The following is a 19,697-nucleotide window of genomic DNA, read 5'->3' on the forward strand; positions in this document are numbered from 1 at the left end:
GCCAACCTTGCCACGTCCGGCCGCGCCCACCACCCCGACCCCCGCGTGTCCTACCTCCAGAACGCGCGTGTCCTACGTCCGGAACGGCCGTGTCCTGCGTTCCCGATACCCGAGTTGAACGCTCAGCACACGTGCCGGGCGTCCTGAGCGCTCAACTCGGGGTACCGGAACGCAGGACACGCGCGTTCCGGGTGTAGGACACGCGGTTGGTGGTCAGGAGGCGCACGGCGTTGGCGGTCACGACGCCGCGCCACTCCAGCGCCGCCGCCGGGCCCGGCGGCTGCCACGGCACCGACCAGCCGCCGTCGTCGCCCTGCGCCGACACCAGCGCGTCCAGGTGCGCGGTGATCGCGTCGGCCGGGAACAGGGCGCGCAGCGGGTCGGTCGGCGACGGCGCGAAGTCGAGCGGGGTCAGGCCGTACCCCTCGCCCGGGTGGAGGTGGAACAGGGTCAGGTCCGCGACCGACAGCCCGTGCCGGCCGGCCCACTCCCGGTCCGGGGTGCTCGCCAGGTAGTGCAGCACGTTGAGCGCCGTGTGCGCGTCCACGACGTCGGGCAGGTCCTCGATCCGCGCCCGGCAGAACCCGTCGGCCGGGTCGAGCCAGTCGGCGGACACGCCGGCCTTCCGCAGGCCCGCGACGATGCCCGCCGTCGGGTTGAGCCCGACCGGGAACCGGCCGTCGCCCCAGTGCTCGGCCCGGGCGTGGTCGGCGATGTCCGGCAGCACGATCGGCAGCCCGCCCTCGGGTGACGTCACCGATTCGAGGTACGGCACCAGGCTCTCGGCGAACCCGGTGACCGTCCGCCGCACCACCGCGTCGCCGCCCGCGGGCGAGTCCAGCACCTGCCCGAGGACGCCGAGCGCGAAGTCGACGGCCAGCGGCTGGCTGTGCGGCGCGCGCACGTCCGGTTCCAGCGCGTGACCCAGTCCGCCGTCGGCGTTGCGGTAGCCCGCGAGCGCGTCCACGACCGCGACCGCCGCGACCGGGTCCGGCTGCGACCACAGCCGGGCGAGCCGTCGTTCGAGCAGTCGGGCGTGCGTGTCCAGGAACGCGTGTGCGCGGGCGAGGGCGGCGTGGTCCATGCCGCCGATCGTGGCACCGCGGCCACCGGCGCGTCTTGAACGTTTCGGACGTCAGTCGACGCAGACCGGGCCGGCCTGGGCGGCACGCCGGCGCGGGCCGTCGAGGCTCACCGGGCGGTCGGCGGCGAAGCGCTGGGTCGGCGAAGCCGAAGTCGGGGGCGCCGTGGTCGGGGTCGCCGTGGTCGTGGGCGCGACGGGCGCGGGGGTCTTGTCGCCCAGCAGCTCCGCCACGAACGCCTTCACCTGCGCCGGGTCCACGGTCACGACGCTCTGGCCGCGCTCGTTGCGCTCGCCCACGCCGGTCACCGGGATGGTGGCGAACTCGACGTTCCCGCCGGCCAGCCCGCGCGCCTGCCCCGCGAACGTCGCCAGGTCCAGGTTGTCGTCCACCACGATCGACTTGTTCACCGCGTCCAGCAGCCCGGACAGCCGCGTCGGGTCCGCCAGCGTGCCCGCCGACAGCAGCTTCGACATCGCCGCCGACATGAACACCTGCTGCCGGGTGATCCGCCCGAGGTCGCCGCCCGGGATGCCCTTGCGCTGCCGCACGAACGCCAGCGCGTCGCCACCGGCGATCGTCTGCACGCCCGCGCGGAAGTCCGCGCCCGAGTCCGGGTCCGACGTGCCCTGCTTCAGGCACACCTCCACGCCGCCGATGACCTCGGTGAGCAGGTAGAACCCGTACAGGTTGATCTCCGCGTAGTGGTCCACCCGCACGCCGGTCAGCTCCTGCACCACCTGCACCAGCGCCCGCCGCCCGGCCTGGTCGCCCGCCTTGGCGCGCTCGGCCAGGTCCGACGTGCCGGCCGCGGCCAGCCGCTCCATGGTGAAGAACTTGGTCAGCCCGTACGCCGAGTTGATCTTCTCCTCGCCGATCCCGGGGATGGGCACGTAGGTGTCCCGGGGGATCGACACGGCGTGCGCCTTGCTGCCGTCGTGCGGCACGCGCATCACGATGATCGTGTCCGTGTTGAGCGTGTCCGTCGCCTCCGTGCGCAGCTTCCGCAGCACGTGGTCCGGCAGCTGCACGCCCTGGGCGTCGGTGCGGCTGTCGCTGCCGACCAGCAGGATGTCCGTCGCGCCGTCGGCCACGGGCGGCGCGTTCGGCACGTCCGACAACGCCGTCAGCACGTCCGTCGTGTTCACGCTCTCCTGCACGCGCTGCAACGTCGACCAGCCGTACCCGGCCGCCGCCAGCACGGCCGCGGACAGCAGCGCGACGAGCACGCGTCCGGCGATCACCGCAGCCCTCACCGGCGTTCCTCCTACAAGTGGGTGTCCGACCAGGCTAACCACCTTCGGCCGGTCGGACGCCCGGGTTCACCGGTAGGTGGGTGTGTCAGTTGACGCAGACCACACCGTCGGCGGTGATCGGCGGGGTGGAGCTGGTCGAGGGCGCGCTCCCCGTGCCGGTGGCGTCGACCGACGCCGGGTCGGACTGGTCCGGCGGCTCGTAGTCGGCGCCGGCGTACACCAGGACCTGCCCTCTGGGCACGGAGTCGTCCTCGACGGCCTCGGCGTTACCGCCCAGGGCGGAGATCACCCTCTCGGCACTGCCCCGCTCACCCGGCGCGTACCGCACGGACGTGGTGTCCGCGTACGGCCCGGAGTCCGCGAGGCCGCGCCGGAAACCCTTCTCCACCAACGCGTCCAGCACGCTCGCGGCCAACCGGTTCACGCCCGCCGAGTTGTAGACGTGCACGGTGATCGCCGAGGGTGGCGGCCCGGACGGCGTGGTGGTCGTGGCGGGGGCCTTCGACGGGTCGTTGTCGCTCGCCAGGCCCTTGATGAACTGCCGCACCCGGGCGGGGTCAACCGGCAGCACGTTGCCGTCGCTCCACGTGTCCGTCGGGTCGCCCACCGGGATCGTGCGGAACTGGATGTTGCCGCCCACCAGGCCCTGCATCTGCGTGGCGAACTCGGTGATGTTCCACCCCTCGCTCAGCACGACGGACTTCTTCACCGCCGTCACGAGCTGGTTGAGCCGGTCGAAGTCGGTCAACGTGCCGGTGGACAGCACCTTGCGGGCCAGCGCGCCGATGAACACCTGCTGCCGCACGATCCGGTCCAGGTCCCCGCCGGGCAGCCCGCCGCGCTGGCGGACGAACGACAGCGCCTTCGCGCCCTCGATGGTCTGCCGCCCGGCCGGGAAGTCCGCGCCCGAGTCGTGGTCGCTGGTGGCCTGGTTCAGGCACACCTCGACGCCGCCGAGCGCCTTCGTCACCTCGTAGAAGCTGGCCAGGTTGACTTCGGCGTACCGGTCGACGGTGACGGACCCGCCGGTCAGCCCCTCGATCGTCTTGATCAACGTCTTGCGGCCGGCCAGCGTCGACTGGAGCTCGATGCGGGCCTCGTCGGTCACGCCCTGCTCGCGCAGCTCCTGCGCCGTCTCGTTCTTCTGCCGGGCCAGGGCGGAGTTCAGCTTGTGCTTGCCGAACCCGTCGGCGATCTCCACGTGCGAGTCGCGCGGGAACGAGATGGCCACCGCGCGCGTGCCGTCCTGCGGGATGTGCACCAGGATCATCGTGTCGGTGTTCTGCGTGCCGTCCGCCACACCACCGTTGAGCAGCGCCAACACCTCGTCCGACAGCGGCTTGCCCTGCGCGTCGGTGCGGCTGTCGACGCCGACGAGGAGGATGTCGATCGCCCCGTCGAGCGGCTTGCGGGCCACGCCGTCGGAGTCCTGCGTCACCGAGGACGCGATGACGTCGGTCGTGGTGATGTCGTCGTCGATGTCGCTGAGGTAGTACCAGCCGTACCACGTGACGACGAGCACAGCCGCCGAGACCAACGCCAGCAGTGAACGCGCGGTGAGCGCGAGCGCACGCAGAGCAGCCGATCCACCGGCTGTTCGTGGCGGACTGGAGTCCACTGCCTGCCTCCCCCGGACCTGTGGCGCGGTGCGGAACCGCACCGGACATACCTCTTATACGGGAGACGCTGTAACAACCAGGTGGGTTGCACGAAAGGCACTCGTGACAGACTGCGATGAGCAACCGCTTCCAGGAGGACACTGAGCATGCGGGTACTGGTAACGGGTGGGGCCGGGTTCATCGGTTCGCACTACGTGCGGGAGATGGTGGCCGGCGCGTACCCGGCCTACGCCGATGCCGAGGTGGTGGTGCTGGACAAGCTCACCTACGCCGGCAACGAGGCGAACCTGGCGCCGGTCGCGAACGATCCGAGGCTGACCTTCGTCCGCGGCGACATCTGCGACCGCGAGCTGGTCGCGGACCTGATGAGCCGGACGGACGTGGTGGTGCACTTCGCCGCCGAGTCCCATGTGGACCGCTCGATCTCCGGTTCGGCCGACTTCGTGCTGACCAACGTGCTCGGCACCCAGACGCTGCTGCAGGGCGCGCTGGAGGCGGGGGTGGCCAAGTTCGTGCACGTCTCGACCGACGAGGTCTACGGCACGATCGACGAGGGTTCCTGGACCGAGGACCACGTCCTGGAGCCGAACTCGCCCTACTCGGCGTCCAAGGCGTCGTCGGACCTGCTGGCGAGGTCGTTCTTCCGCACCCACGGGTTGCCGGTGTGCATCACCCGGTGCTCGAACAACTACGGTCCGTACCAGTTCCCCGAGAAGGTCATCCCCCTGTTCGTCACCAACCTGGTCGACGGCAAGAAGGTGCCGCTGTACGGCGACGGCCTCAACGTCCGCGACTGGCTGCACGTGGACGACCACTGCCGGGGCATCCAGCTCGTCCTCGAAGGCGGGCGCGGCGGTGAGATCTACAACATCGGCGGCGGCACCGAGCTGACCAACCGCGACCTGACCGAGCGCCTGCTGGCGGCCACCGGGCGTGACTGGGACTCGTTCGTGGAGCCCGTCACCGACCGCAAGGGCCACGACCGGCGCTACTCGGTGGACATCACCAAGATCAGCACCGAGCTGGGCTACGCGCCGCGCGTCGACTTCGCCGAGGGCCTGGCCTCGACCGTGCAGTGGTACCGGGACAACCGGTCGTGGTGGGAGCCGCTCAAGCAGCGCGCGGCCCTGGCGGGCTGATGGCGCTCGCACTCCTGGTGCCCGGCGGCCGCGGCCAGCTCGGGCAGGACGTGGTCGCGGCGGCCCCCGACGACGGCCTCGTGCACGCGCCGTCGTCAGCCGAACTGGACCTGACCGACGCCTCGGCGGTGGCGGACGCGGTGGCCGTGTTCGCCGCCAGCGCCCGCGACACCGGTTTCCGGCCGGTGGTCGTGAACACGGCGGCCTACACGGCGGTCGACGCCGCGGAGACCGACGCCGACCGGGCGGCCGAGGTCAACGCCACCGGGCCGGAGCACCTGGCCGCGAGCTGCCGCGACCACAACGTGCCGCTGATCCACGTGTCGACCGACTACGTGTTCCCCGGCGACGGCACGCGCCCGTACGAGCCGACCGACGAGACCGCCCCGAAGTCGGTCTACGGGCGCACCAAGCTCGACGGCGAACAGCGCGTCCTGTCCACTTGGGACCGTTCCTGGGTCGTCCGCACCGCCTGGGTCTACGGCGAGCACGGCAACAACTTCGTCAAGACCATGGCCCGCCTGGCCGGCGCCAACGACACGCTGTCCGTTGTGGACGACCAGGTCGGCTCGCCGACGTGGTCGCTCGACCTGGCGCACGGCCTCCTGGAACTGGCCACCACCGTCTCCGGGGGCGGCACCCCGGCCCGGGTGCTGCACGCGACCGGCGGCGGCGAGACCACCTGGTGCGGCTTCGCCCGCGCCATCTTCACCGAACTGGGCCTCGACCCGACCCGCGTGCACCCCTGCACCACCGCCGACTTCCCCCGCCCGGCCCCCCGCCCGGCCTACTCCGTCCTGTCCAACAAAGCCTGGACCGACGCCGGCCTGACCCCCCTGCGGCACTGGCAGGAAGCCCTGACCACCGCCATCAAGACCAACGCCCTCCCCTGACCCCGACGGACCCGCCACCACCCGACCCAGGCCCGATTTGACATGGGTTCGGGTGCTTTGGCCTGCCTGGAGCGCCCGTAAGGGCCCCATGTCAAATCGAGCCGCCCCGCCCCCTCCTCCCCACCCCCCTCACTCCACCCCCCACCCCGCCCCCCGAAACCGATGTGCACCCGACCGGCACCGTGGTGTGTGATCGGGGCATGGTGATCGAATTGGGCAGGCCGGGAGTCGACGGGCTCGAAGGGCTCGACGAGGCGGTCGGCGCGCTGCGGGAGTGGCAGCACGACGGCGCGCCGATGCAGCTGCACCCGGGCGACCTGGGCTGGTTCTGGCGGTACGGCGCGGAGGCGACGGCGGCGGCCGTGCGGACCTGGAGCCGGAACGGCCGGATCCTCGCCGTCGGGCTGCTGGACTCGCCCGACCTGCTGCGGATGACGTTCGCGCCGGACGTCCACCAGGACGAGGAGCTGGCCGGGCGGGTGGTCGAGGACGTGCGGGATCCGGAACGCGGTGTGCTGGTCGCGGGCGAGGTCTACGTCGAGGCGCCGAGGACCGCGGTGATCCAGGACCTGCTGGCCGGGGCCGGCTGGGGCACCGACGACCCGTGGACGCCGCTGCGCCGTGACCTGGCCGAGCCGGTGGAGGACCCGGGTGTGCGGGTCGAGGTGGTCGGACCGGAGCGGGCTCCCGTGCGGGCCGCCGTGCAGCGGGCGTCGTTCAGCGGTTCCACGTTCACCGTCGAGCGCTGGCACGCGATGGCCGGCGGAACGCCTTACGCCGACGCTCGCTGCCTGGTGGCGTACGACGAGCAGGACCAAGCCGTGGCGGCCGTGACGGTGTGGTCGGCCGGTGCGGGCAGGCCGGGGTTGATCGAGCCGATGGGCGTGCACTCGGACCACCGCGGCCACGGCTACGGCAAGGCCATCACGATCGCCGCCGCGGCCGCGTTGCGGGACCTGGGCTCGTCCAGCGCGCTGGTGTGCACCCCGAGCTCCAACGTGGGCGCCGTCGCCACCTACGAGTCCGCGGGTTTCCAGGCCCTCCCCGAGGTCCGGGACCGCCGCCGCGACGCCTGACCCGCGACCCCCTGACGCCGCACCGACCTCCACCCCGACGCGCCTACGCGCCTACGCGGCCTGCCAATCGACTCCGGTGGGCCGCTTCGCGGTGGCCAGGAACTCCTTCAACGCCGTCGCCAGGACCTCCACCGGCACGCCCGCGCCGGCCGGGTAGTCGACGTACTCGGAGCGGTACTCGGGGGAGGCCGGGTCGCCTTGCAGCGTCGAGTAGTCGTGCTCCGGGTCGGCGTAGGTGAGGTAGCCGTAGCCCTGGTGGAGGGTGACGGCCACGTCGTGGTCGGGGATCTTGGTGGTGCCGGGCGCGCCGAGCAGGCCCTCGGTGTCCGTGATCAGCTCGCGGTCCTGGTGCTCGACCACGGCGGGTCCCGCGCCGGGCTCCGCGAGGCGCGTGAGGAGGGTGTCGACGTCCTCCGGCGTGTCGACGGTCATCTCGTCGGCCGCGTCGGCGTCCTGCTCTTTCATGATCGGCCACACAGCCGTGAAGCTCATGGCCGGCATCATCGCAGTGGACGCGCTGAGTGACCACCGGAGGGGTCGGTTGGGCCGTTGGGGTGGAGTAGGTTTGTCGCACTGGTCTTGCGATCGAGCGGTGCGAGAACCTTTCCGCCATGTCCGCGCTCGGGCGATCCCCTGAAGCAACCGCACCTCGTCCTGACGGCGAGCGGCAGCGGTTCCTGCGTCGCGTCTGTGCCGTGACCGGTTCACGGCAGATCTCGTGGAGCGTCCTCAAGCCGGCCCAAGTCGACCGGCAACCCGGGCACTCCTGACGGGTCAGTTTTCCCGCTCGGCGGCCTTCGCGGCGTCGACGCCTCGCAGCACGCCCACGAGGATCGGGGGCAGCATCGCGACCGAGGTGCCGATGACCACCGCGAGCAGTGCGCCGTCGGTCGGGATGAACCACGCCGCTGTTCCGCCTGCCACGGCGATGGTCCCGCCGAGGAGCGTCGGCGCGCCTGCCGCCTTGTTGGCGGCCCGGAACGCCGCGTCGCCGCGCATGGTGGTCGGGGTGCGCAGGCCGACGAAGCGGTTGCGCGGCAACCGTTCGGTCAGGCCGAGGTAGCCGGCGAGGCCGACGATCACGCCGCCGAGCGTGAGCACCGCGGGGAGGAGGAGGTGCTGCACCGGTCGCTCCTTTCACCGGGAACGGCGTGCCGGCGGGGTGGTGGGTCGCGCCCGTGCCACCACCGCGGTCACCGCCGTCGTGGCCGCAGTCGGATTCCTGGTTCCGGCTATCGCCCCGCGGCGCGCCGGTAGGCCGTCAGCGTCTTCTCGGCCGTCCGCCGCCACGTGAACTCCGCCGCGTGGGTCCGCCGCGCCGCCTGGTCGGCGGGTGTGGGCGGGGCCTCGACCGCGGCCACCATGGCCGTGGCCAACGCCTCCACGTCACCGACCGGCACGTGCGTCGCGTGCCCGCCGGCGACTTCGCGCAACGCCGCCACGTCCGAGCACACCACGGGCACGTTGCACGCCAACGCCTCCAGCACCGGCAGCCCGAACCCCTCGTCGCGCGAGGGCAGCACCAACGCCGCCGCGCCCGCCACGACGCTCCGCAGGTCCACGTCGTTGAGGTACCCGGTCCGCACCACCCGGTCGTCCGAGCTGACCACGTGCGGCCCGGCGAGCACCAGCGGCGGCAACGACGGCCGGGCGGCGTGCGCGGTCAGCAACGTGCCCAGGCCCTTGCGGGGCCCGCCGGCGCCGACGAACAGCAGGTACTCCGACGGCAACCCGAGCCGGGCGCGCAGCCCGGGCGACGGCGGCCGGGCCGCGAACCACGCCGGGTCGACGCCCAGCGGTGTCACCACGATCTTCGACTCGGGCACGCCGAGGCGCTCCATCACGACCTCGGCCACCGCGCGGGTCGGCGTGCACACGACGTCCGCGCGGGTGGCCGACCTCTGCACCAGCTCGGGCAGCCGGCGGTCCGACGGCGGCAGGTCGCCGGGCGTGTCGAGGAACGCCAGGTCGTGGATGGTCGTCACGCCGCCGGCCCGCAGCGCGGGCGGCAGGACGAAGTTCGTCGCGTGCATGACGTCCGTCGGCCCGGCCAGGAACTCCACCGGCGGGAACGGCATCCGCAGCCAGAACTGCCGCAGCAGCCGCGCCGACACGGGCAGCCCGCGCGCCACCACGTCGTGCGGCAGCACGGTCCGCAGCGCGCGCCACCCGCGCAACGTGAACGCGACCGCGCGCACGTCGACCTCGTCCAGCATCGACGCCAGCTCCTCGGCCAACGCCGCCGTGTAGCGGCCGATCCCGGTCCGCTGCCCGAGCAGCGGGGTGCCGTCGATCAGCACCCGCAGCGGCCTAGCCACGGCCGCGCAACTTCTTCAGCACGCGGCCGGTCGCCCGTCGGGCCACTTCGCCCGCGCCGCCGGCGGTCATGTACTCCTTGACCAGCGAGACGTCCCGCTGCACCTTCTCCAGCCGGCCGAGCGCCCGGTTGGGCACCATGAACGACGCGCCGGTCAGCCGGTCGGCGGCGGGCCGGGGGTTGCGGCAGAACCCGGTCAGCGGCGCGAGCACGTTCTCCCAGGTGAACCGCTCCCGCACGGCGGCGATCCGCTCGACGCACCCGGCGGCGAACGCGGTGTCGTACATGACCTTCTCCAACGCGTCGGCCAACGCGTCCGGGTCCTCCGACGGCACCACCACGCCCAGGTTCTCCCGGCGCACCAGGTCGGCGAACGAGTCGCCGTCGGTGGTCACGATCGGCAGCCCGGCCCACAGGTAGTCCAGCACCCGGGTCCGGAACGCGAACGTCGTCTCCACGTGCTCGTAGTGCGTGGTCACGCCGGCGTTCGCGTCGAGCAGCCAGTTCTGCCGGTCGTGGTAGGGCACCCAGGTCTCGTTGAAGAACACGTGCGAGCCCACGAGGTCCAGCCGCTTGGCCAGCGCGCGGGTCTGCCCGGCGATGTCCATGTCCGGCACCTCGGGGTTGGGGTGCTTCATGCCGAGGAACACCAGCCGCGCGTCCGACCGGCGGGTCCGCAGCCGGTCCACCGCGTGCAGCAGGGTCAGCGGGTCGAACCAGCTGTAGACGCCGCCCGCCCACAGCACGACCTTGTCCGACTCGTCGATGCCCAACGTCGAGCGCAGCCCCGGCCCGGTGCGCTGCGGCGGCTTGCCCGGCAGCCCGAACGGCGCCTCGGCCAGCAGCGAGCGCACGGTGGGGTCGTTGTCGTACAGGGCGGGCGTGAGGCGGCCGATCGCGGTCAGGTGGCCCAACCAGAAGTGCCGCTGCCGCTCGGAGGCGCACAGGAAGAAGTCGCCGCGCCGCAGCTGGTTGTCGATGATCCGGGTGACGCCGACCAGGTCGAGGGAGCGCTGCTCGTCGGTCGAGTCCTTGCCCTGCTCCAGCAGTTCGAGGTGCATCGGGTCGTAGATGTCGCAGACGACGATCTTCGTGTTTCCCGGCTCCTTGAGGAAGCCGACGTTCTCCAGCACGTGGCCCTGGAGCACGATGATGTCGGCCCACTCGGCGTGCTCGACCAGTTCGCGCGGCGCGGCTCGGCTCACCGGGAACGACGACTCGGGCGGGTCGCACAGCGCGTTGATCGTGACGAGCCGGACGTCGTGCTCGCCGGAGAGCACGTCGGCCATGTTCCAGGCCCGGATCGCGGGACCGGCCATCCGGTCGGAGAGCGCGTCACCGGTGACCACCAGCACCCGGCGCGGCCGGCCGAACACCTCTTCCAGCCCGAACACCTCGACCAGCACGTCGTGCGCGGCCAGGTAGCGGGGCAGGGGGTAGGCGGGTTCCATCGCCTTGCGCATCAACGGCGCCAGGTCGGTGTCCGTCACCCGCCGCGCGGCCTGCTCGGCCTTGCGCGACTCGGCCAGCGACGGCAGCAGCTCCACGAACTGGTCGATCGCGAGGAACCCGGCCAGCGCCTGCCGCGACACCGGCACCGGCGCGCGGTCGTCGGCCGGGTTCTCGGGGCGGCGGGTGATCTCCAGCTGGGTGGCGTCCAGCTCGCCGCGCGCGGTGGCCCGGCGGACCACCAAGGCCAGCGCGGCGGGCAGCACCTTGGCCAGCGTCTCGTCGGAGAAGTTCTTGTAGAGCGCGGCGAGGGCGTTGCGCTCCAACAGGTACAGCTCACGGCTGGTGTCCACGGTGGACATCGAGGCGTGGTGCTTGTGGTAGGTCAGGGACGTGGGCACGTAGCGGACGCGCCAGCCGCGCAGGTTCATCCGCCAGCCGAGGTCGACGTCCTCGTAGAACATGAAGAACCGCTCGTCGAACCCGCCCAGCTCGCGGAACACCGCGGTGCGGGCGACGAGCGCCGAGCCGGTGCCGAACAGCACGTCGCGCGGTGCGTCGTGGGAGCCGTCGTCCGGTTGGCCCGCGTGCCGCTTGTAGCCCATGCCGAACCACGTGAGGCCGCCGTCGACGAAGTCGATCCCGCGGCCGTCCCAGTCGAGCACCTTGCTCGCCACCGCGCCGACGGTGGGCTCGGCGCGCAGCACCCGCACCGCCTCGCGCAGCCACTTCGGGTCCGGGCGGGCGTCGTTGTTGAGGAACGCGACCACCGAGCCGCGCGCCGCGCGCACACCGAGGTTGCAGCCGCCCGCGAAGCCGAGGTTGGCCGGCGCCTCGACGACCTCCGCGTCGGGCGCGGCGGCCCGGATGCGCTCCGCGCTGCCGTCACCCGAGGCGTTGTCGACCACGATGACCTGGAGTTTCTCCGCCGGGTAGTCGAGGTCGCCGAACAGCGCGCGCAGGCAGGTGACGGTGTCGTCGGCGCCGCGGTAGTTGACGATGACCACCGACACGTCAGGCAGGGTTCCGTGCTCCACGGGCCAACTCTGCCTCATCACGCTCCGCAGCGTTCGGCCAAGGTGCCCTACGCCTCGGCGTCGGCCTCCCGGTCGGGCTTCGCCTCGTCCGGCCGCGAGTCGGCCTCCTCCGGCGGGGCCTCGGCGGGCAGGCTGTCGCGGTGCCACTCGACGGTGATCTTGACGTGGGCCTCGGCGGAGGACTTGGCGATGGCCAGCGCGGCGCTGGAGCTGACCTTCAGGCCGATCTCCACGGCCACCTTGTCCGGCCGCGGCGACGGCATGCTGCCGATCTTCGCGGCCACCGACCTGGCCACCTTCTTGGCCCGCTCGATGCCGTTCTCCAGCGTCTCCTCGGCGCGCTCGACCGGGTTCCAGCGGCCCGCGCGCACCGGGCCGTCGTACTCCTCGTCCAGCTCGAACGGCACCAGGTCGCCGTCCTCCGTGCGCACCTCGACGTACTCGGTCACGGTTCTCCCTCCCAGGTCGGCGGGGGCGGCGAAGCCGACCCCGACCGGCTCGTCGCCGCGGACCACCCGCGCCGGCGCCCGTCCGACCACCCGGGCTCCCTCAACGGCCCGCCCACTCCCGCCACACCACGCGACGGCCCACTGTCGCACGTCGGCCGATCCGCCACCGCTGCGCCAGCGTGGCCGGCAGCCTCACCAGCACCTCCAGCAGCACGCGCAGGCGCAGCGGCACGTGGAAGTTGGCCGCGTCCGGCGCGCCCCGGCGGACCGGCAGCAGGGCGGTGATGGCCGCGAACCTGGCCAGTTCGCGCAGGGCGGCGCCCGCGGGCGCGCAGCGCAGGAGCATCAGCAGCCGGTTGCGCTCGTTCCAGCGGTGGAACGGGCGGGAGCCGGGGTTGGTGCTCGCGCCGTGCCGGTGGTGGACGCGGGCCGGGCCGACGGACAGCACCCGGTGCCCGGCCAGCCGCAGCCGCCACGCCGTGTCGGTGTCCTCGTAGTAGCAGAAGAACCCGGCCGGGACGCCGCCCGCGCGTTCCAGCGCCGCCCGCCGCAGCAGCGCCGCGCCGCCGCAGAAGCCGAACACCTCGCGACCGGCCAGCACCAGGTCGGCCCCGTGCCCGTCGGCGGTGAGCCTGACGCCGACCGACTGGGTCGAGCCGTCGGCCAGCAGCAGGGACGGGGTCGCGGCGGCGGCGTCGGGCGCGGCGTCCAGGGCGTCTTCGAGGGCGGCGAGCCAGCCGTCGTCGGGGGCCGCGTCGTCGTTGAGCCAGGCCACGTACTCCGTGGTGATCCCCGGCAACGCCGCCGCGAGCCCGCCCGCGTAACCGCGGTTCACCGGCAGGCGCAGGGTCTCCGGTCGGCTCGGGTGCGCGGCGACGAGGTCGGCGGTGCCGTCGTCGGAGGCGTTGTCGACCACGAGCGTCCGGTGTGGACGCTGACGGGCGAGGGCGTCGAGGCAGGCGGTGATGTGCTCGCGGCCACGCCACGTCACCACGACCACCGTCGTGCTGGGGATCGACACGGCGTGAGACGGTACGCGACGTGCCCGACCTCGTTGTGCTGACCGAGCAGTTGCTGGCGCCGGTGCCCGGCGGCACCGGCCGGTATACGCGCGAGCTGGCCGCCGCGCTGGCCGCCACCGCGCCCGCCGGGTGGACCGTGACGGGGGCGGTGAGCAGGCACGCGGACGTGTCGGCCGCGGTGATCCCCGGTGTGCGGGGTCCGCGCGTGCTGCCGCTGCCCCGACGTGCGCTGATCGCGGCGTGGGAGCGTGGCGTGCCGTACTGGCCGGGAGGTGACTCGGTGCACGCGTTCACGCCGTTCGCGCCGCCGCGCGGGCGGGTGGTGGTGACCGTGCACGACACCGTGCCGTGGACGCACCCGTCGACCTTGACGCCGCGCGGGGTGGCCTGGCACCGGCGCGTGATCAGCCGCGCGACGGCGCGGGCGGGCGCGATCGTGGTGCCGACGTCGGCGGTGGGGGAGGAGCTGCGGCGGTGCGCGCCCGGTCCCGCGCCCGTCCACGTGGTGGGCAACGGGGTGACGGCGTTCCCGGCGGAGGAGCCGGTGGCCGTGCCGCCCCGGTACGTGCTGGCGATCGGCACCATCGAGCCGCGCAAGGGTTTCGACCTGCTGGCGGCGGCGACCGCCGAGCTGGGCGTGCCGCTGGTCGTGGTCGGGCCGCAGGGGTGGGGCGGGGTGGACCTGCGCGCGCCGCACGTCCACTTGCTGGGACGGCTGAGCGACGCGCAGTTGGCGTTCGTGCTGCGGCGGGCGGCGGTGCTGGCCGCGCCGAGCCTGGCCGAGGGGTTCGGGCTGCCGGTGGTGGAGGCGATGGCGGCCGGCGTGCCGGTGGTCCACTCCGACGCGCCGGCCCTGGTGGAGGTCGCCGGCGGCGCCGGGGTGACCGTGGCGCGCGGCGAGAGTGCGGCGCTCGTCACAGGACTTCGGTCGGTGCTGGCCGATCCCGGTGCGGCCGAAGGTCTGATCGCCGCGGGCCGGCGCCGGGCCGAGGCGTTCACCTGGGAAAACGCCGCGCGTTCGGTGTGGGCGATCCACCTGGGGCTGTGTCGTCGATGAACCGTTTGCGCCATTCCCGGTCAACCTGTCCGCTGCCGGCCGTACCCTTCACCGCGTGTCACCCGTCGAACCCAGCGTGCTGATCGACGCCACCGCCGTCCCAACCGACCGAGGTGGCGTCGGACGGTACGTGGACTCCCTGGTGGCCGCGCTGGACGCGGACGGCGCACGGCTCAGCGTGGTGTGCCAACCCCGGGACGCCGCGCTCTACACGTCCCTGGCCCCCGACTCGCGGGTCATCCCGGCGGCGGACGCGGTGGCGACCCGGACCGCGCGGCTGACGTGGGAGCAGACGACCCTGCCGAGGCTGGCGAACCGGCTCGGCGTGGCGGTCGTGCACTCGCCGCACTACACCGTGCCGCTGGCGAACCGGGCGGCGTCCGTGGTCACGCTGCACGACGCGACGTTCTTCACCGACGCGGTGCTGCACTCGTCGGTCAAGGCCCGCTTCTTCCGGGCCTGGACCAGGGCCTCGCTGCGGCGGGCCGCGCTGTGCATCGTGCCGTCGCGGGCGACCGCCGACGAGCTGGCCCGGGTGGCGGGCGCGGACCGGCGGCTGCTGCACATCGCCCAGCACGGCGTGGAGAATGAGCGGTTCCACCCGCCGACGCCCGAGCAGGTGGCCGAGGTCCGGCGGATGCTGTCCCTCGGTGACGCGCCCTACGTGGCGTTCCTGGGCGCGCTGGAGCCGCGCAAGAACGTGCCGGCGCTGATCCGCGGGTTCGCGCAGGCGTGCCGCGACCGGCCGAACCCGCCCGCGCTCGTGCTCGCCGGCCAGCCCGGCTGGGACAGCCAGGTGGAACGGGCGCTGGACGCCGTGCCGCACCGGATCCGCGTGATCCGGGCCGGCTACCTGCCGTTCCCGTCGCTGGCCGGGTTCCTCGGCGGCGCGGAGCTGGTGGCGTACCCGTCGCTGGGCGAGGGGTTCGGGCTGCCGGTGCTGGAGGCGATGGCCTGCGGCGCGGCCGTGCTGACGACCCGGCGGCTGAGCCTGCCCGAGGTGGGCGGCGACGCGGTGGCGTACTGCGGGGTCGGCGCGGGTGACATCGCGGCGGCCCTCGGCGAGCTGCTGGACGACCCGGCCCGGCGGGCCGAGCTGTCGGCGGCGGCGGTCGTGCGGGCGAAGGACTTCTCCTGGTCCACGTCGGCGGCCCGGCACCGGTTGGCCTACGAGCGCGCCGCGCGGTCGCACCGGCGGGGTTGAGCCCGAATCCTTCCCACCCGCTCTTCCCCCTTGCGTTCTGGATACCCCTGGGGGGTATAGTTCGCGGCATGAAGACATCCTGGTCGACGGCGGTGTCGGCGACGCTGCACTGCCTCACCGGCTGTGCCATCGGCGAAGTGCTCGGCATGGTGATCGGCACCGCGATCGGGCTGCCCGGCTGGGGCACCGTCGTGCTCGCCGTGGCGCTCGCGTTCGTCTTCGGCTACGCCCTGACCCTGCGGGGCGTGCTGAAGACCGGTCTGGCCTTCGGCGCGGCGCTGAAGGTGGCGCTGGCGGCGGACACCGCGTCCATCGCGGTGATGGAGGTCGTCGACAACGCGGTCATGCTGCTGGTGCCGGGCGCGATGGAGGCGGGCCTGGCCGGCCTGCTGTTCTGGGGCGCGCTGGCGTTCTCGTTGGCGGTGGCGTTCGTGCTGACCGTGCCGGTGAACCGGTGGCTCATCTCGCGCGGCAAGGGACACGCCGTCGTGCACCACGCGCACCACCACTAGGGTGGCCGGCGTGACGCGTTACGGAGACGAGCTGGCGGTGGTGACCGTCACCTACTCGCCCGGTGAAACCCTGGACACCTTCCTGTCCACGTTGTCGGCGGCGACCACGCGGCCGGTGTCGGTGGTGCTGGCGGACAACGGGTCCACCGACGGCGTGCCCGAACGCGCCGCCGCCGAGCACCCGCACGTGACGTTCGTGCCGACCGGGGGCAACCTCGGCTACGGCGGCGGCGCCAACCGCGGCGTCGCCTCGCTGCCGTCGTCGGTCGGGTGGGTGGTGATCGCCAACCCGGACCTGTCCTGGGGTGTCGGGAGCCTCGACAAGCTGCTGGAAGCCGCCAAGCGGTGGCCTCGCGGCGGGGCGTTCGGGCCGTTGATCCGGGAGCCGTCCGGCGCGGTGTACCCGTCGGCGCGGCTGCTGCCGTCGATGGGCCGGGGCCTGGGGCACGCGCTGTTCGCGGTCGTGTGGCCGGCCAACCCGTGGTCGCGCGAGTACCGGCAGGCGGCGGCCACGCCGGAGGAGCGGACGGCCGGCTGGCTGTCCGGCTCGTGCCTGCTGATGCGCCGGGAGGCGTTCGACTCGGTCGACGGCTTCGACCCCCGGTACTTCATGTACTTCGAGGACGTGGACCTCGGCGACCGCCTCGGCCGCGCGGGCTGGCTGAACGTGTACGTGCCGGAGGCGGACGTCGTGCACATCGGCGGCCACTCGACCAAGCGCGCGTCGAAGCGCATGCTCGCCGCCCACCACTCCAGCGCCTACCGCTACCTCGCCGACCGCCACCGGGGCCCGCTGTGGGCGCCCGTGATGCTCGCCGTGCGCCTGGGCCTGTCCCTGCGCCTGCGCCTGATGACCCGCTGACCGCGACCGCGCTGCCGGCTCCGGCGGGCGTTGCGGTCGGGTCGGGTCGGGTCGGAGAATCACATCGCCCGGTAGTCGCGGGGGGAGAAGCGGGGGCCCCGGCGGGGTTTGGTGACGCCCGAGGCGAGGATGTAGCGGACGGCGCGGTGGCGTTGAGGGGTGTACGGGGCGAGGAGGTCGGCCATCCGGTCGTCGTCCACGGCTTCGCCCACCAGCGCCCAGCCGACGACGCCGGCCAGGTGGTAGTCGCCGAAGCTGACCGCGTCCGGGTCCCCCCACGCCCGCTGTGCGACCTCCGCCGCGGTCCAGACACCGATGCCCGGCACCTTCCGCAGCAGGTCGCGGCCTTCCTGGCCGCGCAGCTCGCACGCCCGTTCCAGCCGGTGCGCCACCTGGGCCGCCGCGATCAGGGCACGGCGACGGCCACCGTCCACGCCCGCCCTGTGCCACTCCCAGTCCGTGATGCCCAAGACCGCCCTCGGCGTCGGCGGCACGTACAGGCCGGCCGGTCCCGGCGCCGGCGCGCCGAACCTCCGCGTCAGCTCCCGGTACGACCGGAACGCCTCGGTGCCCGTCACCTTCTGCTCCAGGATCGACGGCAGCACCGCGTCCCACACCCGGCCCGTCGTGCCCAGCCGGATACCGGGACGTCGCCGGCGCGTCTCCGCGACCAACGGGTGGTGGCACTCGAACGCCGAGTCGTCGTCCCCGGCCCCCAGCAACGCCGGCAGGCCGTCCAGCAGCCACTCCGCGCCCTCACCCCACGCGTCCGCCTCCACCACGCCGGTGACGCGGACGCGCAGGGTGCCCGGACCGGCCGGCGTGGTGGCGGCCAGCCAGACGCCGTCGGCGCCGGCCCGGAACGTCGGATCGCCCGCACCCCGCCGCAACGGCATCAGCAGCGCGCCGACGTCCAGCGGGAACGTCGGCGCCCACGTCCTGCTGAGCATCACCGGGCATCACCGACCATCAGACATCCGCGGAGAACCGCACCCCTCCCTCGGGCAGCACGACACCCGGCCACACGCGGGCCCCGTTGATCAGCTCGCACCGCGCGCCCACGACCGCGTTGTCACCGATCACCGCGTCCGACACGACCGCGCCCGCCTGCACCAGCGAGCTCGCCCCGAGCACGCTGCGCTCCACGCGCGCACCCTCGCCGACCACCGCGCCGTCGAACAGCACCGAGCCGTCCACCACCGCGCCGGCCGCGACCGTGCAGTTCGCGCCGATCGTCGCGCCGCCCGTGACCACCGCGGTCTCGTCCACCTGCGCGCCGTCGAGGATCACCGCGTCACCCTGGAGCGCGAGCGCGGCGGTCGGCGCGATCCCGCGCACCAGGTCCGCCGAGCCCTGCACGAACGCGGCCGGCGTGCCGAGGTCCAACCAGTACGACGCGTCGACGTAACCCTGCACGCGCGCGCCCGCCGCCAGCAGCCCTGGGAACGTCTCCCGCTCCACCGACACCGGCCGACCTGCGGGGATGCCCTCGATCACCTCGCGCCGGAACACGTAGCAGCCCGCGTTGATCTGGTTCGTCGGCGGGTTCTCCGTCTTCTCCAGGAACGCCGTGACGCGCCCGTCCTCGTCGGTCGGCACGCAGCCGAACCGGCGCGGGTCGTCCACCCGGACCAGGTGCAGCGTCACGTCGGCCTCGGCCTTGCGGTGCGTGTCGACCACGGCGCGCAGGTCGACGCCCGACAGGATGTCGCCGTTGAAGACCACCACGTCGCGTTCGCGCAGCTTGTGCGCGACGTTGCGGATCGCGCCCGCCGTGTCCAGCGGCACGTCCTCGACCACGTACTCCAGCTCGAGGCCGAGCGCCGCGCCGTCGCCGAAGTGCTCCTGGAAGACCTCGGCCTTGTAGGACGTGCCGAGCACGACGTGCGTCATGCCGGCTTCCCGGATCCGCGACAGCAAGTGGGTGAGGAACGGCACCCCGGCGGTCGGCAGCATGGGCTTGGGCGCGGACAGGGTCAGTGGTCGCAGCCGGGTTCCCTTGCCCCCGACCAGAACCACTGCCTCGGCGCCTTGCAGCTCCGACATGCCGTTTTTCCTCCTCCGCTTACTTCCACCTGTAGTTTGCGAATACTCTGGCATGAGCACTCAGGCGGCACGGGCGGTGGTCCGTGTCGGCGAGCGTCATCGATCGGCACGCCGGCGTCACCCCCGCCGGCCCAAGGCACACGCAGGAGAGATCCGGATGGACCCCCGCGCTCGGGCCGACGCGGCGCTGGCCCGTGCTCGTGCACGTGGCCGCCACGTCGTGACGCCGGACAACATGACGTCGCCCATGGACTCGTCGGCGACCCAGCAGATCCCGCGAGCGATGGTCAACGCGATCGACCCGCGCGGCGGCGACCCGGACTCGACCATGGTCCTGGCCGCGCACATCGCCGCAGGTCAGCCCGCGCCACCGCCCCCGCCGCCACCCCAGTCCGCCCCGGAACCCGAACCGGAGCTGCGGGTGGCCCCCGGCCCGGTCCCGACCGTCCAACAGGTCCCGACCTCGCGCCCGTCCCTGTCCCAACGCCTCTCCGGCGGCCAGCCCCAACACCCCCCGGGCCTCTCCCAACGCCTGAACGGCGACACCTGACCCCTCGCGAGTCCTACGTTCCGAACGCGCGTGTCCTACGTTCGCGTACCCCGAGTTGAACGCTCAGGACGCCTGGCGTGCGTTCTGAGCGTTCAACTCGCGCGTTCGGAACGTAGGACACGGTCGT

At 73.2% G+C, this 19,697-nt stretch carries 19 protein-coding genes; 8 read left to right on the forward strand and 11 right to left on the reverse strand.

What is annotated here, in order from left to right:
* Positions 1 to 151: 151 nt before the first annotated feature.
* From EDD40_RS27515 to EDD40_RS27525, 3 genes are all read right to left on the reverse strand, one after another.
* Positions 152 to 1,084 (reverse strand): hypothetical protein, encoded by a 933-nt coding sequence (locus EDD40_RS27515; RefSeq protein ID WP_123745491.1) that lies wholly within the window; start codon positions 1,082 to 1,084, stop codon positions 152 to 154.
* A gap of 51 nt (positions 1,085 to 1,135) precedes the next feature.
* Positions 1,136 to 2,338, reverse strand: coding sequence for an LCP family protein (locus tag EDD40_RS27520; RefSeq protein WP_123745492.1), 1,203 nt, complete (start codon positions 2,336 to 2,338; stop codon positions 1,136 to 1,138).
* Positions 2,339 to 2,423: 85 nt separating this feature from the next.
* Positions 2,424 to 3,875 (reverse strand): LCP family protein, encoded by a 1,452-nt coding sequence (locus tag EDD40_RS27525; protein WP_246037835.1) that lies wholly within the window; start codon positions 3,873 to 3,875, stop codon positions 2,424 to 2,426.
* A gap of 228 nt (positions 3,876 to 4,103) precedes the next feature.
* Here EDD40_RS27525 and rfbB point away from each other — a divergent pair, with 228 nt between their 5' ends.
* The 3 genes from rfbB to EDD40_RS27540 all read left to right on the forward strand — a co-directional run bounded on the left by rfbB (position 4,104) and on the right by EDD40_RS27540 (position 7,065).
* Positions 4,104 to 5,096, forward strand: coding sequence for a dTDP-glucose 4,6-dehydratase (gene rfbB / locus EDD40_RS27530; protein ID WP_123745494.1), 993 nt, complete (start codon positions 4,104 to 4,106; stop codon positions 5,094 to 5,096).
* Positions 5,096 to 5,989 (forward strand): dTDP-4-dehydrorhamnose reductase, encoded by an 894-nt coding sequence (gene rfbD, locus EDD40_RS27535; RefSeq protein ID WP_123745495.1) that lies wholly within the window; start codon positions 5,096 to 5,098, stop codon positions 5,987 to 5,989. The genes rfbB and rfbD overlap by 1 nt, the downstream gene beginning before the upstream one ends.
* Before the next feature lie 200 nt (positions 5,990 to 6,189).
* Positions 6,190 to 7,065, forward strand: a complete 876-nt coding sequence (locus EDD40_RS27540) for a GNAT family N-acetyltransferase (RefSeq protein WP_123745496.1) — start codon at positions 6,190 to 6,192, stop codon at positions 7,063 to 7,065.
* Positions 7,066 to 7,116: 51 nt separating this feature from the next.
* Here the strand turns inward: EDD40_RS27540 and EDD40_RS27545 are convergent, their stop codons facing one another.
* The 6 genes from EDD40_RS27545 to EDD40_RS27570 form a co-directional block, all read right to left on the reverse strand.
* Positions 7,117 to 7,557: an Imm1 family immunity protein gene (locus EDD40_RS27545; protein WP_123745497.1), complete on the reverse strand. Its 441-nt coding sequence runs from the start codon at positions 7,555 to 7,557 to the stop codon at positions 7,117 to 7,119.
* 282 nt (positions 7,558 to 7,839) lie between these two features.
* On the reverse strand, positions 7,840 to 8,190 hold the full coding sequence (locus tag EDD40_RS27550; protein WP_246037836.1) for an SdpI family protein: 351 nt from the start codon (positions 8,188 to 8,190) through the stop codon (positions 7,840 to 7,842).
* 107 nt (positions 8,191 to 8,297) lie between these two features.
* Positions 8,298 to 9,383, reverse strand: coding sequence for a glycosyltransferase family 4 protein (locus tag EDD40_RS27555; RefSeq protein WP_246037837.1), 1,086 nt, complete (start codon positions 9,381 to 9,383; stop codon positions 8,298 to 8,300).
* Complete coding sequence (locus EDD40_RS27560; RefSeq protein WP_246037838.1) at positions 9,376 to 11,868, reverse strand: glycosyltransferase; 2,493 nt, start codon at positions 11,866 to 11,868, stop codon at positions 9,376 to 9,378. The genes EDD40_RS27555 and EDD40_RS27560 overlap by 8 nt, the downstream gene beginning before the upstream one ends.
* 47 nt (positions 11,869 to 11,915) lie before the next feature.
* On the reverse strand, positions 11,916 to 12,407 hold the full coding sequence (locus EDD40_RS27565; protein ID WP_246037839.1) for a CU044_2847 family protein: 492 nt from the start codon (positions 12,405 to 12,407) through the stop codon (positions 11,916 to 11,918).
* Between the two features lie 10 nt (positions 12,408 to 12,417).
* Complete coding sequence (locus EDD40_RS27570) at positions 12,418 to 13,332, reverse strand: glycosyltransferase family 2 protein (protein ID WP_246038360.1); 915 nt, start codon at positions 13,330 to 13,332, stop codon at positions 12,418 to 12,420.
* 26 nt (positions 13,333 to 13,358) lie between these two features.
* On the opposite strand from EDD40_RS27570, the gene EDD40_RS27575 reads away from it, so the two are divergent.
* From EDD40_RS27575 to EDD40_RS27590, 4 genes are all read left to right on the forward strand, one after another.
* A complete protein-coding gene (locus EDD40_RS27575; protein ID WP_123745500.1) occupies positions 13,359 to 14,396 on the forward strand; it encodes a glycosyltransferase family 4 protein in 1,038 nt (345 codons plus the stop codon).
* A gap of 76 nt (positions 14,397 to 14,472) precedes the next feature.
* A complete protein-coding gene (locus EDD40_RS27580) occupies positions 14,473 to 15,600 on the forward strand; it encodes a glycosyltransferase family 4 protein (RefSeq protein ID WP_123745501.1) in 1,128 nt (375 codons plus the stop codon).
* A gap of 68 nt (positions 15,601 to 15,668) precedes the next feature.
* Positions 15,669 to 16,112: a DUF4396 domain-containing protein gene (locus EDD40_RS27585; protein ID WP_123745502.1), complete on the forward strand. Its 444-nt coding sequence runs from the start codon at positions 15,669 to 15,671 to the stop codon at positions 16,110 to 16,112.
* A gap of 10 nt (positions 16,113 to 16,122) precedes the next feature.
* Positions 16,123 to 16,974 (forward strand): glycosyltransferase, encoded by an 852-nt coding sequence (locus EDD40_RS27590; RefSeq protein ID WP_123748320.1) that lies wholly within the window; start codon positions 16,123 to 16,125, stop codon positions 16,972 to 16,974.
* Positions 16,975 to 17,033: 59 nt separating this feature from the next.
* On the opposite strand, the gene EDD40_RS27595 is transcribed toward EDD40_RS27590, so the two are convergent.
* Together EDD40_RS27595 and manB are read right to left on the reverse strand one after the other, a co-directional pair.
* On the reverse strand, positions 17,034 to 17,924 hold the full coding sequence (locus EDD40_RS27595; RefSeq protein WP_123748321.1) for a DNA-3-methyladenine glycosylase family protein: 891 nt from the start codon (positions 17,922 to 17,924) through the stop codon (positions 17,034 to 17,036).
* Between the two features lie 19 nt (positions 17,925 to 17,943).
* On the reverse strand, positions 17,944 to 19,020 hold the full coding sequence (gene manB / locus EDD40_RS27600) for a mannose-1-phosphate guanylyltransferase (RefSeq protein WP_123745503.1): 1,077 nt from the start codon (positions 19,018 to 19,020) through the stop codon (positions 17,944 to 17,946).
* Between the two features lie 157 nt (positions 19,021 to 19,177).
* On the opposite strand from manB, the gene EDD40_RS27605 reads away from it, so the two are divergent.
* Positions 19,178 to 19,570 (forward strand): hypothetical protein, encoded by a 393-nt coding sequence (locus EDD40_RS27605; protein ID WP_201437530.1) that lies wholly within the window; start codon positions 19,178 to 19,180, stop codon positions 19,568 to 19,570.
* The last annotated feature ends 127 nt before the right edge of the window (positions 19,571 to 19,697 follow it).

It is taken from the genome of Saccharothrix texasensis (assembly GCF_003752005.1).
Classification (GTDB): Bacteria; Actinomycetota; Actinomycetes; order Mycobacteriales; family Pseudonocardiaceae; genus Actinosynnema; species Actinosynnema texasense.